Below are 18,573 nucleotides of genomic sequence, written 5' to 3' on the forward strand. Positions count from 1 at the left end.
TTGTGTCATTCCGGCGGTGTGGATGTTTCTGCGACAAGAACGAGTCGCGCTCCCGATCCCGGTTTCGCCTTCCGCGCCTGACTTCTTCGAGGAAAATCACCATGGCTACTCAAGCCCTCAGCCCCCGTTTTCTGATGCCCTGCCTGCCTGCGCTGGAGCGCAAGGACTTGGGAGCTTCTCCCTTGGGTGTCATCGGCAATCTGCAGTTCAAGACAGAGCAAGGCGGGACGGCGCGCGCCAGCCGCGCCGGCGTGAGGTTGTCGGATATGCGGCGTTCGTTTGCCAAGCTGTGGGCAGACATGAAATTTTGTTTTACCTGCGTGGGCGCGGAGCGGCTGGCGCAGCGCGACTACTTGGCTCAAGTTCGCGCCAACAGCCGCCGCATCGGTGATTTGCTGGGCAATATGACGGCCCACGCCAATGACGAAAAGGCCCAGGCCAGTATTGCCGACGGGCTGGCGCAGCTGGTCAATCGGTCGCAGGGCGACCTGGCCAATCTGTCGGGGTGGCAGTACTGCGTGTCCACCTACATGGATGAACTGAAAGGCCCCGATCTCAAGGCACTGCACAACGGGGTCCTGGGCAACAAGGACGCCTGCAAAGCACTACTGGACAAGATTCCGGCTGGCGAGGCGCGCAGTCAGGCGTCCAGAATGCTGGGTGAAATGGCGGCGGTCCTGCAATCGCGATGCGAGAAAAAATTCGTGCAGGAGCCGCTGGCGCAGATGGCCGAGCTGCTGTCCGCCCGTCAAGTGGATTGGCGTAGATTCGAAGAATGCCTGCTCAAGCTGGGCAGCGCACCGCTTGACCGATCACTCAAGCGTTCTCTGCGGTCCCTGACCGAGAAGCAGCTGGAGGCATTGCTGACCCTGACGCAGCAGGAAAAATGGAATGAGTGCCTGGGAGCGCTGACCAAGGCCGATGAGCACGAGATTCTCTATGTCAAGGATACGTTGAGCAATATCCGCAAATGGCTGGGCGATATTGCGGAGCGCAGACTTCAGGTTGCCAATTTTCTGGACTGCCTGAAGGCCCCGCTGGACGATGAAACGAACTGGTCCGAAATCTCCGACGCCCTGTGGTGGCTAGGCATCGAGTCGACGCGCAAAGAGGCCAATCTGTGGCTGGGGCAGGAGTTCTTGTCGAGCTACTTGAAGAAATTGGATGGCGCTGAACGGATGGCTCTGCGTGACGGGGTATTGGGCAACCGGGAAGTCGACGTGCTGATAGTGAAGCACGATTGGACCGGCGTCATGCGCGAGCAGACGTCCAGGGTGATGGATCAGCTCAGGAAGGTCCTGACCCGGCGCTTGATCGAGGATTTTGCGCAGGAGCCGTTGGAACAGCTTTCGGGACTGCTAGCAGCTCACCCAATGGATGGGCTGAAACTGCAGGAGCAATTGATCAGCTTGGCCAGGGGCGTGGCCGCGACCACGAGCCTGGCCAAGGGGAATGAGGACGACCGGCCCGCTTACGACATGCTGGACGGTTACCTTCAGTCTTTGCCTCGGGAGCAGTTGCAGCCGCTTCTGGTCCTGGCGCAACAGGAAAAATGGAACGACTGTCTGACGGCGTTGCAGGAGGTTACGGCGGTCGAGGTCAAGCCGAAGGAAGCTGAGCGCGCCATGGACATGTTGAATTTCCTTCACCAGTCGCTGATCACCCGCAGCATGCGCCAGGAGCAAGAGCGCATCCGCCAAGCCGTCTAGGCAGCGCATGGAGCCGCCCAGATCCCTGCCCCCGGTTTCAGCGCCTGGATCCAATTTCTCTGTGGAAGATGATCATGGCTATTTCAGCCTGCAGCCCTCCTGCCTTGACGAACCAGCAGTGGGGGTTGAAGCGCAAGGATCTGGGAACTTGTCCCCTGGGCGCCATCGGCAACCTGCAGTTCAAGCCTGGGCAGGGCGGCACCGCACGTGCCAGCCGCATCGGTGTGCTGTTGTCGAAAATCCGCCGTTCATTGTCCAATCTGGTGTTTTTTCTCACTTCTTCGCACGCGCTGGTGCGGGCCAGGCGCGCGCAACTGGTCCAGGTCCGCGAAAACAGCCGCCGCGTCGGCGATCTGCTGGGCAGGCTGACGGCCGCGGCAGGCGCTGCCAAGGAACACTCCCTGATCGGCCAAAAGCTGAAACGATTGTGCAAGACGCCCGGCGGCGACTTGTCAAGCCTGCCGGGAGGTCGGGAGGCCCTGAGCCGATATCTGGACGAATTGAGCGATGCAGATCTTGTTGCTTTGCGTTGCGGGGTATTGAATGACGTTGACGCCATACTGGATCAGGTTTCGCCTGATCCCGATAGCCCGTCGCGTAGCCAGGCGTACGGAATGCTGAGGCAGATCAAGCTGGCCGTGCGCTCGCGGTTCGAGAGAAAAGTCGTGCAGGAGCCTTTCAGGCAGATCGCCAGGCTGCTGTCCGACACGCCGGTAGATCGGCACACGCTGCAGCAGTCGTTGAGAGGCATGGCCAAAGGCTTTGAGCAATTCAAGGCCAGCTTGGCGACGAGCCCGTTGAAGCATGAGAGCGATCCGCTGGACATCTATTTCGGGCCCTTGTCCAAGAAGCAGTGGGAGGAGCTGCTTACCCTGGGCTTGCCGGAAAAATGCGATGAATTGGTATACGCTCTGGGCGAGGCCAAGACGGACAAGGGATCTTCCTTCAACGCACTCGATCAATTTGCGCAGGCGCTGCATTCACGCCTGACCCGATCTGTGCAGGCGCCTCTGGCGCAGATCGCCGAGCTGCTGTCCGCCCGTCCGATGGACGGGCGGCAACTGGAAGCGGCTCTGCTCAAGTTGGGTAGCTCGCCGGCCGGCATTGTGTTGGACCGCTATCTGCCGTCTTTGCCCGAGGAGCAGCTGAAGTCCTTGTTGATCCTGGGACGCCGGGACACAGTGGAGGAATGCCTGGCGGCGCTGGCCGAGATCGATGCGGACAGAGGACCTGCCCGTGACGCCCTGGATAAAATCATGGACGCCTTGGAGTCGCAACGGGCTCAAAGCGCACATGGCTCTTTGGCGCAGATTGCCGGATTGCTGACCGCCCGTTCAATAGATGGGCGCAAGCTGGAAGAATCATTGCGCAAGCTGGACAGCCTGCTCATTGGCGAGCTGGATCGCCATCTCCTGTCCTTGCCCGAGGATGTGGTGGAGGCTCTGCTGCCTCTGGCGCACAAGGAGGCTCGGGATGAGTGCCGGGCGTCCTTGCTGAAGGCCGGCATCACGGACGAGCAGGAAGGAGTCTCGGGCCTGCTGGATCGCATCCATGGCCGCTTGGTTCATATCGAACAGAATAGGCATCATGTCGATAATCTGCTGGCCAGCCTGAGCGACGCGGCGCCCATGACGGATGGCCGGCACGCAGCCGCAAACGATCTATCGTTGCTGGCCGGACAGTTGGACAGCGAGCTGGCCGACTTGTGGATGGGGCCAGCGTTCTTGTTGAAGCGTATCGGCAGCTTGAGCGCCACGGAACGCGTTTTTGCGCGCATGGGCCCTCTGGGCAGCGACATGGGCCGTGAAGCATTGCTGAGCATGGCATTGCCTGACGATGATGAGTTGCGCGGCCGGGGAGCTCACGTGTTGGAACAGATCAGGAGGGCCTTGATTCAGCGATTGGCTGAGGATTTTGCGCCGGCGTTTCTCAAACAGATTGCCGGCCTGCTGTCCGCCAGCCCCATTGACGGACGGCAGCTGAGGCGGCAACTGGAAAGCCTGGATATGGACGTATATGCCAACACGAGCCTGGTCAGAGGAGATTGGGACGGCACTCGTGCTTATGAGATGCTGGACAACTGCCTTCCGTCCCTGCCTGCGGAGATTTTGCAGGAGCTTTTGCTTTTGGCCCGACCGGCAAAACTGGACGAGTGCCTGGCGGCCATGGAGAACATCGAGGCGGTCGAATTTGGTGACGCCTCGGCAATGCTGATCCATATCCACCAGGCGCTGCTTGCTGATGCGGCGCATCATCAGAAGCAGGGCTGACGCTGATTTCCGATATTGCAACGTCCCCCGGATCCTGGCCATGGCGCCGGAATCCGGGGTTTTTTTTATGGCCGCGCCGGCAGGTTATTGCATCCAGAAGTGAAGGAACATCAGGAGCTTGACAGTTACTCATGTTTTGCGATAACGGCGAGCGTGCCAGTCCGGCGAGGCGAATGCAGCAATGGCGTGGGCGCTCGATGTTCCTGATCCCGGTTCTATTTTCCGGGTCCAACTTTTCATGGAAGATGATCATGGCTACTCTAGCCTATAGCCTCTCAACCGGTAAAAATCAGCAGCAAACGCTGGAGCGCAAAGATTTGGGATCGTGCCCTCTGGGCACGGTCGGCAACCTGCAGTTCAAAGCAGCGCAGGGGGGGACGAAGCGGGCCAGCCGCGTCGGCGTGCTGCTGTCGCAAATACGCCGTACAGTGGCCAATCTGGTGTTTTTTGCAACTTGCAACTGTCCGGCAGCGCGGACACGGCGCGCTTACGTGAATGAGGCCCGCGACGCCAGCCGTCACGTCGGCAATTTGCTGGGCATCCTGACTGCTCCGGCAAACGACGCCAAGGCTCGCTCCACGGTCGCCAAGCAGCTGATGCTGCTGGCCGGTCAGACCAAGAGCGATCTGTCCGGCCTGCCGGGAGGGCAGGAGTCCCTGTCCAGGTATGTGAAGGAATTGAGCGATGCCGATCTCATTGCTCTTTACAACGGAGCGGCACGTTGCCAAGTCGCTCGTAAAGCTGTGCTTGATCTGATTCCGGACGGTGAGTCGCGTACGAAGGCGGAAGCCATGCTGAATCAGGTCCAAAAGGCTGTGGAGCGGCAGTTTGAACTGCAAGTCGTAGGGGCGCCCTTGGCGAAAATTGCCGGGGTGCTGGCCGACAGCCCGGTGGACGGACGGTTGCTGAAAGAGCCGCTGATCAGGTTGGGCAGGGGCCTGGAACAGTTCAAGGCCAGCAGAGACGCAAGTTCGATGAAGCATGAGGGCGAACTGCTGGATGCCTATTTCAACAGCGTGTCCAAGGCCCAGCAGGAAGTACTGCTGCTCTTGGGACACCCGGACAAACGGAAGGAGTGCCTGGATGTTCTGGCCAAGGACAAGGCGGCTGATGGGCCTGCCGGCAAGGCGCTGAATCTGCTTGCGGACGCCATGGAGCCGCGAGTGGCCCAAACCGTACATGCACCTTTGGCGCAGGTCGCCGAGCTGCTGTCCTCCTCTCCCATAGACGGGAGCAGACTGGAGGCGGCGCTGCTCAAGGTCGACAGCTCGTTCTCCATCAGCGCCAATCTGGGCCGCTATCTTCAATCGTTGCCCAAGAGGCAGTTGCAAGCGCTGCTGCCCCTGGGGGTGCCGGGAAAACGGTATGAGTGTCATCGCGCTCTGGTCCATGCCGGGGCCAAGGAGGGCCCGCAGTCTGCCCGCAAAGTGCTGGACGAGATTGCCAATGCCCTGCAGCCGCAGTTGACTCAATCGGTACATGCACCTTTGGCGCAGATTGCCGAACTGCTGTCCGCCTCTCCCATGGACGGGCGAAAACTGGAGGCGGCGCTTATCGAGCTGGATAGCTCGCCAGCCAGCAATATCCTGGAGCTGGAGCATTATCTGGCTACTTTGCCCAAGGAACAGCTGCGGTCGCTGCGGACCTTGGAGCTGCCTAAAAAGCAGACTGCGCCCCTCCGTGCTCTGCTCGAGTTGGGGACGCATCAAGAGGATCCTGCGCGCAAAGCTCTGGCTCGGCTTCAGGTTGCCGTGAAAATGCAACTGACTCAAGCCGTGCAAGAATCTTTGGGGCAGATCGCCGGGCTCCTGTCCGCTTCTCCCATAGACGGCCAGAAACTGGAGGAGGCTCTGCTGGAGCTGGAAAGCTCGCCGCCGGCCATCACCATGCTGGAGCGTTATCTCGCTTCTTTGCCCAAGGCGCAGCTGGAGGCATTGCTGACTTTGGGGCTGCAGGAGAAGCGGAATGAGTGCCTGAACGCGCTGGCCGGCGGTACGGGGGATGAGAAGCTCGCCGTCAACGTACTGAATCAGATTGCGAACGTCATGGAACCGCGACTGGTCCAGACGGTACATGCGCCTTTGACGCAGATCGCCGGACTGCTGTCCGCCTCTCCCGTAGACGGGCGAAAACTGGAGGCGGCGCTGCTCGAGCTGGAACGCTCGCCAGCCATCGCCATGCTGGAGCGTTATCTCCCTTCTTTGCCCAAAGCGCAGTTGGAGGCGCTGCTGACTCTGGGTCACCGGGATAAAACGAATGCATGCTATGACGCTCTGGATGAAGTTAGCGCGGACCACCCTCTCTATGGGGAGTCTCTCTATAATGCGCTGGATCGGATTACAGAGGCCCTGGAACCGCAATTTGCCCAAACCGTGCATATGTCTTTGACGCAGATCGCCCAGTTGCTGGCCACGCGTCCAATCGATGGACGGAAACTGGAAGAACTGCTGATCAGGCTGGACAGCACGCCACATGGCGACATGCTGAAGTCCAAATTGTTCCCGTCTTTGCCCGAGGAACTGCTGAAGGCGCTGCTGCCTCTGGCGGAGGCGAGCGCTCTGAATGAATGTCTGGCGGCGCTGCCCAATGCTGTCAAGAGCAAGGTGATTGTGGACGATGTAGGTACGGACCAGCCAGGCACGAATGAGGTGGGTAATGCGTCAGTGATGTTGCGCCGTCTGCACCAGGAGCTGGCTTTGATTGCGCAAGGTAGACTGCACGTGGGCAATCTGCTGAACGGTTTGAGGGGCCGATCCACCGATCTGGACCTTCGGACCGAAGCCATCAACGCGCTTGAGTGGTTGAGCAAGCGGTCCGCCGAAAAGACGGCAGCACGATGGATGGGGCAGGATTTTCTGTTGAGTTGCATACACCGATTGAGCATTGAAGACTGCAAGGCGCTGCTTAAAGAGGCGCTGGCCTCCGATTTGAGTCAGATTCAATTAATTGAAGAGCTTCCGCCTGAGCTGCGTGCCCCAGCATCTGAGCTGCTGGACCGGATCAGGCCGGCCCTGATTCTGCGCTTGGTCGAAGACTTCGCGAAGAAGCCTTTTGACGAGATCGCCGAGCTGCTGTCGAATAGCCCCATCGATGGGCAGAAACTGAAAGAGCAGCTGTTGCTGTTAAACGCGGGCGTGTACGAAAACTCGAGCCTGGCTAAAAAGGAGGTGCACGGCGCGCCTGCTTTCGACATCTTGGACAGCTATCTTCCGTTCATGCCTGATGCTACATGGGAGAAACTGCTGGGCTTAACAGACCCGGAAAAACTGAATGAGTGTCTGGCCGCTCTGGAGAAGGTCAAGACGGACGAAAAAGAGGATGTCTCGGCAACGCTGAATTCTATTCAAGAGTTGATTCTTCCCTACGTGGCGCATCAGCAGAAGTAAGGTAGCCGGCAAGCCGCCTGGATACTGAAAGCATCTGTTTTCGTGCATACGGGCGCATGGTAACCGAACTGTCCCCGAAGCTTGGAGCTTGCTCCAGGTCTCGGGGATTTTTCATTTGGCGGAGTCAAGGCGCGTTGAAGCTGCGGGCGCAGGAACTACAGGAGTTCGTCCGTTACCCAAGCTTTGACATATCGGCTGCTGCGCTTTCGATGAAAAGAAGAAGACTGCCACCGCGATGCGTCGTGCGTACGGGTCGGCCAGTGGTCATTGTTTGCTTGGGGAGGATCATCATGGGTATTCAAGCTTTCAACACTATTGTCCTGGCGGACGCTGACGTCAAGTTGGAGCGCAGGGACTTGGGGACCAGCCCTCTGGGGACCATAGGCAATCTGCAGTTCAAGGCAAGACACGGCGGATCGATCGGCGCCAGCCGCGTCGGCGTGATGTTGTCGAACGCACGCCGTCTGGTGGCCAACCTGGCATTTTTTCTTACTTGCATGTCCTCGAAAGCGCGGACGCAGCGCGCCGACAGGATCCAGGTACGCGAGAACAGCCGCCGCATCGGCGACTTGCTGGGCAGGTTGACGGCTGCGGCAGACGATGCCAAGGCCCAATCCAGGATCGCTCAGAAACTGACGCAATTGGCCGAGGCGTCGGCGGGAGATCTGTCCGGCCTGTTGGGAGGAGAGTACTGCCTGTCCAAATACCTGGATGAATTGAGCGGCGCAGACCTGCAGGCCTTGCGCAACGGGGTGTTAGGCAGTACCAAGGCCCGCGGCGCGGTGCTGGCGAGGATTTCGTCCGAGCGCCTGCGTGGCCAGGCTTCCGACATCTTGAAACAGATCGGGACGGCCGTGCATCAGCAGCCAGCCAAGAACAAGACGCGAGCGGCTTTCATGCAGCTCGTCAAGCTGCTGTCCACCACTTCATTTGAGGGGCAGGACATGACGCAGAACAGGCAGAAACTGGAAAAGGCAATGGCCGATCTGGATGCCGGTCTGGCTCAGCTCAATGCAGGCCAAGGAGAGGGCTGGGTTTCGGACGGCGACCTCCACCTGAACAACTATTTGTATGTTCTGCAACAGGAGCACCGGCCGCAGTCCGCAAGTACAGCGATGAATCGCGGATGACGGCTTCGCCGCTCTATCGGGGCCGCGCACAACGAGCGTGTTTCCAACGGGCTGGACCTTGCCCATGATGTGCGGGTTACCGTCCTGTGAAGCGCTGAATCCGGTCTTGGTATTTAAGTTTAGTTCTTACAGGGAAAATAGCGATGTCGAGCCAGGCTCTAGGGATACCTGCCACGGCAGGTTTGGCAGACACGACGGCCCACGGGCAAAGGCTGGAGCGCAAGCACCTGAAGCCTTGTCCTCTGGGTCTTGTCGGCAATCTGCAGTTCAATGCAAAGCAGGGCGGCACACCGCGCGCCAGTTTGGTCCAGGAGTTGTTCTTGGGCATCGGCCGCTTCTTGTCCTGCCTGGCATTTCGTCTTGCTTGCCCGTCCCGGCAAGCGCGGACGCGGCGCGCGGATCTGGCCCAGGCTCGCATCAACAGCAGTTGCGTCGGCAATCTGCTGGGCCGCCTGACGGCCTCGGCGAACGATGCCAAGGGCCAGAGCAGAGCCGCTCAGGCTCTGGCGCGGCTGGGCAAGCGGTCGAAGGGCGATTTGTCCGGTCTGCGTGGAGGGCGAGAGTCCTTGACCAGGTATCTGACTGAAATGAGTGATGCCGATCTCATCGCTCTGCGCAACGGCATACTGGCGTGCCCCGACGCCCGCAAAGCCGTGCTGAAGAAGATACCCAAGGGCGAGTTGCGCGACCAGGCCGCCAGGGTGCTGGGCCGAATTGCGGAGGACGTGCATGAGCGATTCAATGAGAAGGTTGTGCAAGAGCCCCTGGGTCAGATCGCTTATCGGCTGTGCACCTGCCTCATGGACAAAGGCAAGCTGAAGGAGCAACTGGAGGTCAATTCCTTGGATGGACGCAAACTGGAGGACTTGCTGTTCCTAGGTTCGGTGGACGGGAAGGACGTGGGGCGGCTGCTGAGCGTCGGTCCGGTGGACGGAGATGCACTGAAGACGCCGCTGATCAGGTTGGCCAGAGGCCTGGAGCAGTTCAAGGCAAGCTGGGAAGCGAGCCGTATCGAATACGGCGACTGCCATCTGGACGACTATCTCTATTCTTTGCCCGATAATCAATTGCGGGGGCTGCAGCGCCTGTTGGAGCTTGGGGTGCTCGATCTGGGCATAAAGGCCCTTTGGGAGAGCGATGATGGCGCGGCGCAACAGCAGGCGCTCGTCATGCTGCATCGGATCCGTGCATCGCTGGTCTTCGTGGGCTATTTTCCAAAAAACAGCGAGTCAAGCCTTTGACGCTTTTAACCTGGCCCAGGCTCGCCACAACAGCCGCCGCGTCGGCAATCTGCTGGGCAGACTGACGGCTTTGGCGAACAGTGAAAAGGGCCGGGCCGGCTAAGCCTCCGTACAAACCGCTGAACCAAAAAAGGAACGTCTGGAAAATTTTGGTTACTCAAGCGTTGAGATAACGGCGGTTTCGACCTGAGCGCGATGAAGAAGCGCCGGCGGACGACAAAGGCTTATGCGCGACCGCAAAACCAAAACATGCCAAGCGCGCAATGGTTCAGTTCACCCCGCGTGTGTGGTCGCATGCGTACAAGATCAAAGCAGTCCAAGTGTTGCATTGTTTGAACTACCTCGACGTCGCGAAAGTCGAGGCTTTTAAAGAATTCTATCATGTCTATTATTAATTTTAATCCTCCCATCTTGAGAAGCAACCAGCAGAAATTGGACCTGGAGCTCGAACGGAAAAATGTAGGATCTTGTCCTTTAGGCGTCGTGGGCAACCTGCAGTTCAAGGCGGCCCAGGGCGGAACGCCGCGCGCCAGCCAAATGGGCGTATTTTTCTCCTCAGTAAAGAAGTCTTTGATCAATCTATGCGTCGAGCTTAAATACAAGCTGGTCCGCGCGACCGAGGAAGAGCAAGCGCGGCACAGCTATCTGGTTCAGGCTCGCAACAACAGCCGTCACATCGGTAATCTGCTGGGCGGCCTGACTGCCCCTGCGCACAACCGCAAGGGCTGGGACAGAGTTGCTGAAGCGCTGGCGAAGCTGGCCGAGCGATCGCGGGGCGACTTGACCGAACTGCCGGGGGGGCGGTACTGCCTATCCACTTATCTGGGCGAATTGAGCAATGCGGATCTCCAGGCTTTGCGCAATGGGATACTGAGCAGTCCGGGCGCGCAAGTGCTCGTACTGCATCGGGTTTCGCCTGACGATGACAAGCTGCGCAAGCAGGCATCCCAGATTCTGAATCAGGTCCAGATGGAACTGGATCAGCGTTCGGCCCAAACCGTGCAGACGCTTTTGCTGGAAATCGTCAAGCAGTTGTCCGATCCTTCAATGAGCGGGCAGGACCTGAAAAAGCCGCTGATCAGATTGGCCAAAGAGGTGCCTCCTGCGGCCGGCAAGGCGGAGGACGGCTCGCCCCTGGAGGACATGCTGCGCAGCCATTTTCAATCCCTGCCCCGGGAGCATTTGCAGCCGCTGCTGACTCTGGTGAACGAGAAAACGCTCGTGAAGGGCGGCCTGGAGGCACTGTCGGAGCTCGATGATGAGGTGCCCTACAACACGCTGGAACAGATTCGCGATTCGCTGGATGCGCTGGCAACCGCTGCCAAGACAATCAGGGTTTCTGAACCCGCATTTGGCATGATGGGCTGAGTTTTTCTAGAGGAATCCCAATGGCCATTCAAATTCTCAGCCTTCCTGTATTGATAGCGAGCCTGCAGACGCAGAAGCAAGATCTGGTGCTGGAAAGAGCGGATCTGGCTTCTCGCCCCTTGGGCGCCGTCGGCAACCTGCAGTTCAAAGCGGAGCCGGCTGGCATGCGGCGTGCCGGCGGCGCATTGCTGTCGGGCGCGCGCTGCCTGCTGGCCAGCCTGCGAGCCAATCTGGCATTTTTTCTCACCCGCCCGTTCGGGCAAGCGCGGGCGCAGCGTAATGCCTTGGTCATGGCGCGCGAGAACAGCCGTCGCATCGGCAATCTGTTGGGCAGCTTGACCGCTCCGGCAGAAGATGCCAAGGCGCACTTTCAAGCCTCCCAAAGGCTGGCGGACCTGGGCAGGCGGTCGCAAGGCGATCTGAACAAGCTGTGTGGGGGACGATATTGCCTGTCCACTTACATGGACGAGCTGGACGATTCAGCTATCAAGGCTTTGCGCTGCGGGGTGCTGGGCAGCCTGGAAGCCCGCCTGGCGGTGTTGAAACAGATTTCGCCTGAGAAGTTGCGGATCCAGGCGTCCCAGGTGCTGAGCCAGATTGTGGCGCACCTGGATCAGCGACTGGCCAAAGACTGCGCCAGGGACGCATTGTGGCAGTTGGCGGAACAGTTGTCGGCAGCGCCGACAGACGGACAGACGCTGAAGGGCTTGCTGATCCAGTTGTCCGCGGACGTAAAGGGCAGCGGGGCGGCGAGCGCGGAATTGAGCGATGGCTATGAATTGGCCCGTCTTCTTCAGTCCTTGCCCAAGGAGCAGTCAAAGGCGCTGCTGATCCAATTGCGATCCGGAGCGCTGGACACGGGCCGGCAGGCCCTGTCGCTGCTCGAAGACAGCCCGGAGCGACAGCAGGCCATAGCCACGCTGGATCACATCCGCGGGTCGATGGCCGCCGTTGATTTGCACGCATCCGACAGACGGCGTGCGAGCTAGATGTTCTCCCCTTTTCGGAAAAGATGACCATGACCACTTGTCACCTTCATACAGCAACGCTTGTGAATAGCCAGCAGAAGCAGGAGCCGGCGCTGGAGCGCAAAGACCTGGGGTCTTGTCCTCTGGGGACTATCGGCAATTTGCAGTTCAATGCAAAGCAGGGCGGGACGAGGCGGGCCACCGCTGTCGGCGTGTGGCTGTCGGATCTGCGCCGTTCTTTGTCCTCGAGGGCATTTCGGCTCATCAGCTCGTCCAAGCGAGCACGGATGCCGCGCGAGAGTCTGAACCAGATCCGCAAAAATAGCCGCCATATCGGCAATCTGCTGGGCAGCCTGACGGCTCGGGCAAGTGATGTCAAAGGCCAGCGCAGAATCGCCCAGGAGCTGGCGCGGCTGGGCGTTCTGGCTGGCGGCGATTTGGCCAATCTAAAGGGATGGCGGTATTGCCTGTCCAGCTATCTGGATGACTTGACGCCTGCAGATCTCGAGGCTCTGGTGTTTGGCGCGGCCGGCAGCCAGGCAGCCCGCGAAGCGGTGCTGGATCGGATTTCGTCCGATATAAGTCATCCCTCCCGCAAGCAGGCGTCCCTGCTGCTGAATCTGATCCTGCATGACGCGGTTCAGCGCTTGACCATGGCCAATGCGAAGCAGTCGTTGAGCCGGATTGCCGCGCAGCTTTCTTGCAAACCCCTGGATAGGCAGAAACTGAGGCAGGAACTGTTCAGATTGGCAGGGCAGGTGAACCTGATCACTGTAAACGAGACCGCGCCCAAGTCCGGCAAGAAGGTGGATTCAGGGTCCGGTGTCGGGCACAAGCTGGGTATTTTGCTCCAGTCCTTGTCCGATGCGCAGTTGCAGCCGCTGCTGCCGCTTGCTCAGCATGAAAGGCTGGAAGAGTGCCTGACGGTTCTGGGCGAGGGTAAACCGGATGAAGCAAACCTCGCCCGCGAAATATTGAATGTCATCCAACAATCGTTGGCCGCCCGTCTGCATGAAGAGAAAGACAGCCGGGCCTAATCTTGCGAGCGCTCAGGCATCCGACGATCCGGCCTGGCCCGATCCTGTGACAGGTTGAGCCAGCGTATGACGGAACAGCCGGCGTGCGCCGGTTACTCAAGTTATGCGACGAAAGCGGCCGTGCCTGCTGCGGCGCCGGTCATCAGCGTTTCTGTTACGGGCCTTCGGCAGGAGCGCCTGATTTTTTCCGAGAAAGATCTTCATGACTAGCCACGCTCTCAAACCGTCTGTTTTGGCGGAGGGCCAGCCCAAGCTGGAACTGATGCTGACGCGCAAGGATCTGGGGACATGCCCTCTGGGAGTCATCGGCAACTTGCAGTTCAACACCGAACAGGGCGGGACAGCGCGCGCGTGCCGGCTCGGCGTCGTACTGAAGGACATGCGCTGCCTGTTGAGCAAGCTGCGCAGCAAGCTGACGTTTCTTCTTACCCGCGCGCCCGAGCAAGTGCGAGCGCAGCATGATTATCTGGCTCAGGCTCGCCGCAACAGCCGCCGCATCGGCAACTTGCTGGGAAGCCTGACAGCCCGGGCGGTGGATGAAAGCGGCCAGTCCAGCATCGCCCAAAGACTGGCGAAGCTAAGCGAATCATGCAAAGGCGATCTGGCCGGGCTGCCGGGGGCGAGGTTCTGCCTGTCCAGGTATGTCGATGAACTGAGCGATTCGGATCTCATCGCCCTACGCTATGGGATACTGGGTTGCGAGAGTTCTCGCGAATTCGTGCTGCTCCAGGTTGCGCCTGATGGCTTGCGCGCTCAGGCGTCCTGGCTGCTGGATCAGATCGAGCAGGTGCTGCAGCCAAGATTTGAACAAAAAGTCGTGCAGGAGCCGTTTGGGCTGATAGCCAGGCTGGTATCCGCCAGCTCCGTCGACGGGCTAGCCCTGCGGGCGCCGCTGGTCAGACTGGCCAAAGGTTTGAATCAGTACGAGGCATGCCGGCGAGCAAGCTTCGAGCTGGAAGACGGCCACCAATTGGACCGCTATGTACAGGGTCTGCCCAAGGATCAATTGAAGGCGCTGCTGGCCCTGATGCAGAAGGATAAATGGGACCAGTGCATAGGGGCTTTGTCGGCGATCGAGGGCAGCGGACACGCTTGTGACATACTGCGTCGCATACGCGGGACGCTAGGCGCCATTCCCGACGATTCAGGCGACCGGGCCTGACTTTTTCGACAAAATGACATGGCTATTCAGGTTTCCTGTCCTGTTGCCCGGGCAGCCAAGCCTCCGGCGCTGGAGCGCAATGATGTTGAACCCTGTCCCCTGGGGACCATAGGCAACCTGCAGTTCCAAGCAGAGCAGGGCGGCGCGGCGCGCGCCAGTCATCTATCGGGCATAGGACGCTTGTTGACCGCTTTCTGGGCCAATCTGAAGTTCTGCCTGGGCTGGGTATTCCCGCAGATGCGGGCGCGGCGCGATTACCTGAGTCAGGCCCGCGAGAACAGTCGATTCCTCGGGAATCTGCTGGGCAGCCTGACAGTTCCAGCAAACGATGAAAAGAGCTGGCCCAGGATTGCAGAAGTACTGGCCCGGATCGGCGAGCGGTCCAAGGGGGGGCTGGCCGATCTGCCCGGAGGTCAATATTGCCTGCATGCATATCTGGATGAGTTGAATGATTCAGATCTCATCGCTCTGCACAACGGCGTCTTGACCTGCGCGATTGCCCGTGACGGCGTGCTGGAGCAGCTTGCTCCCGAGTGTCATGAGAGCGCGAATGAGGTGCTGAATCAGATCCTGGCGGCCCTGCGTCCGCGTTTTCTCCACCAGGTCGTGCAGGAGCCTTTCCGCGACATTGTCCGTCTGCTGTCCAGCGAACAGGTGGATGGGCGCAAGCTGCAAGAGCCCTTGCTCAGGTTGGCCATAGGCCTGGAGCATTTCAAAGCCAGCAGGCAGGCCAACTATATGCCCGATGGAGGGCACTATCTGGAGAACTACCTCGCAGCTTTGCCCGAGGATCTGTTCGACGTGCTGCAAAGCCTGGCGCAGCAGAGGTTTCTGGAAGGGCGGGGGTCGGCAATGAATGACGGTCTGAAGGCTTTGTCGAAGATCGAGGGCAAAGGGCGCGCCTACGACATGCTAAACCGAATCTGCCAATCCTCGTTTGCGAGCCTTTATGAATGGCCTCGCGGTTAGCGTACTGGCCAGAAAAATCATCAACTGGGGCATGGACATTGCGTTTGTCCGCCCCAGCCGGCGGTACGTTGTCCGGGTGGCCACGGGAACATCCGGTGATCAGTTGTTACCTACGTTTTGAGATGACTATGAGTGCGCCATGACGGCGATATGGATGTCGTTGTGGCGTGAACCGCCGCGTTTGCGCCTCTGGTGCTGGTACGCAGGCTGGATTTTTTCGGAGGAGATGATCATGGCTATGACAGCCGCTGGCAGCGATGCCTGCATCAGGCAGATGGATGAGCAGCCGAAACCGGAACTGAAGAGGAAGGATGTGGCAGCCCGTTCTCTGGGGGCTGTCGGCAATTTGCAGTATACAGCAAGGCAAGGCGGCACGGCCCGCGCCAGCCGCATCGGCGTCATGCTGTCGGGCATGCGCGGTTTTCTGAATGATGTCCGTGCGAAGCTGAAGTTTTTCATTACCCGCGCGCCGCAGCACGTGCGAACGCAACGTGACTACCGGGTTCAGGTACACAAGAACAGCCGTCTCGTCGGCGATCTGCTGGGCAGCCTGACGGCTGCGGCGAACGATAAAAATGCACCGTCCGCAATCATCCAGAGGTTGAAGCATCTTGGCGAGCTGACAAAAGGCGATTTGAGCCGCCTGCCGGGTGCAAAGCAAGCTTTGGCATTCTACGTGGCTGAATCGACGTATGCGGATCTCAAGGCTGTGTGTGATGGGGTATTGAGCGCCGATGGTCAGGGTGCTCTTATGGCAGCGTTTGACCAGATTTCGCCTGATCGCGAGAACCTGTTGCGCAACCAGGCGCTTGGCGTGCTGCTGGAGGTCAAGCAGGCCTTGCGCCAGCGTAGTGACCAACTGACCATGCAGGAGCCTGTGTCGCAGGTCGCCAGGCTATTGTCCGCTTCCCCCTTGAATGGAGAGGAGCTGCATAGCCAATTGAGCGCCTTCCCTGAAGACGAAGCCCAACTGCAGCGCTATCTTGAGGCTTTGCCTAAAGGCGAGCCCGAAAAAATGCTGTTCGCGTTGCGGCCCGACAATCTGCAGGCCGCCTGGCATGTCCTGCCGCAGGTCATCGGCGCTTCTCCGGACCCGGCCGTTGCTGCACTGCATCGTCTGCATGCGGCGCTGGAGAGCGAGGTTTACGAGCGCATCGAGGCGGATATGCACGATCTGCTCGTCGATCTGGACAAGGCGGTGGACGAGCGGGATCCGCTCGCCGTATCCGCAATTCTGCTTCGTCTGAATGCTTTCGTGGAAGATAAGCAGCAAGTTTGCGGAACCCTGCCCAAAGCAACGACCGAGCTCGTCTGCACCCTGGTCAACGCCAGCATGCGTGTGTTCCGGGACGCTCAGAACAATCCGGCCGGCCCGTTGAACAAGGCGTCCCTGGCTGAGTTGGACAACGTCGTCCTGCGGAATCTGAAGCACGCCTCTAGCTTGCATCCCATGGGTTTGGACCTGGATCCCAATGCGCTCAATGAGGTGAGCCTGTCGCGGGTTCGAGCGCAGAGCGATGACTTCGTCAAAGCCAGTTCCATAGAGCTGCCGATGGACTTGTTGATCTTATACCGGCAAAGAAAGCTGACTGACGCTGTACAGGCCCTGCTGCTGATCGACGATGTTTCCTACAGGGAACAGGCCGAAGCGTTGCTTGAGCGCATCCGAACCTAGTCGTTTTGTGAGCAGACTCGCCGTCGGGGATCGGTCTACATGGCCGAACCGACGGTGCACTGAGCGTGCGGGCAATGGAACTCCAGGAGCTTCTCGGTTACTCACGCTTTGAGATGGCCATAGCTGCGACATGACGGCAGCGGTGTGGATGTCATTGTGGCGCGGACCCTGCAGGTTTCCGCCCCGGTTCTGGTATGTAGGCCTGATTTTTTCTAGGAAGATGATTATGGCTATTTCTGGCACCTCTGGCTTGTTTAACCCGATAGCTGTTCAGCCGAAATCGGAACTGAAAGGACAAGGCGCGAGATCTTCCTCCGCGCTGGGCAGCGTCGGCAACCTGCAGTACACGGCCAAGCAGGGCGGCACGGCGCGCGTCGGTTTCATCCGCACGACGTTGTCGGACCTGCGCCATTTCGTGGCCAACTGGCAAGCCAAACTGACATTTTTCCTGACCAACGCGCCCAAGGAGGCGCGGGCGCAGCACGAGGCTTTGGTTCAGAACCGCAAGACCAACAAATGCGTCGCCAATTTGCTGGGCGACCTGACGGCTCTGGCGAAGGACGAAAAGGGTCGGACCGCCGTTGCCCGAAGGCTGGAGGAGCTCATCACGCTGGCGGACGGCGATTTGAACAGCCGGAAAGGGTGGGAGCAGTGCCTGTCCAGCCATATGGGCCAGTTGAAAGATATGGATCTCAAGGCGCTGTACGACGGGGTGCTGGGTGATCCCCAGGCCCGTGACGCGGTGCTGGACCGGATTTCGCCTGAAGCAAGCAATCCGCTGCGTAAGCAGGCGGCCGGCGCGTTGGAAGTGATCAATGCGGCCCTGGATCTGCGCAGCGCCCAGGACCTCATACGGGAGCCGTTGGCGAACACGGTCCAGCAACTGTCCGCCTCCCCCTTGGATGGGCAGGAGCTGCACCGGCAACTGAGCGGGTTCCCCCAGGACGCGGCCAGGCTGGACCTTTATCTCCACTCCTTGCCCAAGGGCGAGCCGGAGAAGGTGTTGTTCGCCCTGCGGCCCGAGAACCTGGAGGCCGGCCGCCAGGCCCTGTCGCGGGTCACCGATGGCTCGCAGGACCTGGCCCGCGCAACGCTGGATCGTCTGCGCACGTCGGCGGAGGGCGTGATTCACGCACGAGCCCAGCCGGCGCTGAGCGCGTTGGGCGCGAAGATGGAAGATGCGCATGATAAGGGGGATAAGCTTGCCGGGTCCAGGATTCTATCCGATCTGAACACCTTGATTGACGAGGTGCAAAAGGCCTGCGGATCCTTGCCTGCAGAAATAATTGAGGACGCGCGCGATTTGGTCGACGGTGGCATGCAGCTGTTTCTGAGCGACGAGGACGAACGGGGCGGCTCGCTGAAAATGTCTTCCCTGAACGTGTTGAAGGACGCCGCTTTGTTGAATCTGCATCGCGCCTCGCACTTGCACCCCTTGGGGTTGAAGCTGGACTCTGCGGAGCTCGATCGATTGAGCACGTCTCGAATCCACCGCCACGTTAATGAGTTCAGGGACAATGTCACGAAACTGCCCATGGAAAAGCGGGACGAATTTCGGCAAAAGAAACTCAATGATGCCTTACAGGTCCTGTCCTTGATCAGCGATGATGGGATGAAGTGGCATGCTGAAAAAGCATTGACCCGCATCCGGACGTAGC

At 59.5% G+C, this 18,573-nt stretch carries 12 protein-coding genes; all 12 read left to right on the forward strand.

Going from position 1 to position 18,573, the window contains the following annotated elements:
• Window positions 1-101: 101 nt before the first annotated feature.
• The 12 genes from ACWPWO_RS08950 (at window position 102) to ACWPWO_RS09005 (ending at window position 18,572) form a co-directional block, all read left to right on the forward strand.
• Window positions 102-1,709 carry a hypothetical protein gene (locus ACWPWO_RS08950; protein WP_454006092.1) on the forward strand — a complete coding sequence of 536 codons (1,608 nt, stop codon included), beginning with the start codon at window positions 102-104 and terminating at the stop codon, window positions 1,707-1,709.
• Between the two features lie 74 nt (window positions 1,710-1,783).
• Window positions 1,784-3,979, forward strand: coding sequence for a hypothetical protein (locus ACWPWO_RS08955; protein WP_454006094.1), 2,196 nt, complete (start codon window positions 1,784-1,786; stop codon window positions 3,977-3,979).
• 173 nt (window positions 3,980-4,152) lie between these two features.
• Window positions 4,153-7,365 carry a hypothetical protein gene (locus ACWPWO_RS08960; RefSeq protein ID WP_454006096.1) on the forward strand — a complete coding sequence of 1,071 codons (3,213 nt, stop codon included), beginning with the start codon at window positions 4,153-4,155 and terminating at the stop codon, window positions 7,363-7,365.
• Window positions 7,366-7,655: 290 nt separating this feature from the next.
• Window positions 7,656-8,495: a hypothetical protein gene (locus ACWPWO_RS08965; RefSeq protein ID WP_454006098.1), complete on the forward strand. Its 840-nt coding sequence runs from the start codon at window positions 7,656-7,658 to the stop codon at window positions 8,493-8,495.
• Window positions 8,496-8,638: 143 nt separating this feature from the next.
• Window positions 8,639-9,736, forward strand: coding sequence for a hypothetical protein (locus tag ACWPWO_RS08970; protein ID WP_454006100.1), 1,098 nt, complete (start codon window positions 8,639-8,641; stop codon window positions 9,734-9,736).
• Window positions 9,737-10,117: 381 nt separating this feature from the next.
• A complete protein-coding gene (locus ACWPWO_RS08975) occupies window positions 10,118-11,104 on the forward strand; it encodes a hypothetical protein (protein ID WP_454006102.1) in 987 nt (328 codons plus the stop codon).
• A gap of 20 nt (window positions 11,105-11,124) precedes the next feature.
• A complete protein-coding gene (locus ACWPWO_RS08980) occupies window positions 11,125-12,093 on the forward strand; it encodes a hypothetical protein (protein WP_454006104.1) in 969 nt (322 codons plus the stop codon).
• A gap of 23 nt (window positions 12,094-12,116) precedes the next feature.
• Window positions 12,117-13,109 carry a hypothetical protein gene (locus ACWPWO_RS08985; RefSeq protein ID WP_454006106.1) on the forward strand — a complete coding sequence of 331 codons (993 nt, stop codon included), beginning with the start codon at window positions 12,117-12,119 and terminating at the stop codon, window positions 13,107-13,109.
• Between the two features lie 202 nt (window positions 13,110-13,311).
• Window positions 13,312-14,271, forward strand: coding sequence for a hypothetical protein (locus ACWPWO_RS08990; RefSeq protein ID WP_454006108.1), 960 nt, complete (start codon window positions 13,312-13,314; stop codon window positions 14,269-14,271).
• Window positions 14,272-14,289: 18 nt separating this feature from the next.
• A complete protein-coding gene (locus ACWPWO_RS08995) occupies window positions 14,290-15,240 on the forward strand; it encodes a hypothetical protein (RefSeq protein WP_454006110.1) in 951 nt (316 codons plus the stop codon).
• Between the two features lie 139 nt (window positions 15,241-15,379).
• A complete protein-coding gene (locus ACWPWO_RS09000) occupies window positions 15,380-16,915 on the forward strand; it encodes a hypothetical protein (protein ID WP_454006112.1) in 1,536 nt (511 codons plus the stop codon).
• A 226-nt stretch (window positions 16,916-17,141) separates the two neighbouring features.
• On the forward strand, window positions 17,142-18,572 hold the full coding sequence (locus ACWPWO_RS09005) for a hypothetical protein (RefSeq protein ID WP_454006114.1): 1,431 nt from the start codon (window positions 17,142-17,144) through the stop codon (window positions 18,570-18,572).
• The last annotated feature ends 1 nt before the right edge of the window (window position 18,573 follow it).

This window comes from Alcaligenes sp. Marseille-Q7550 (genome assembly GCF_965112015.1).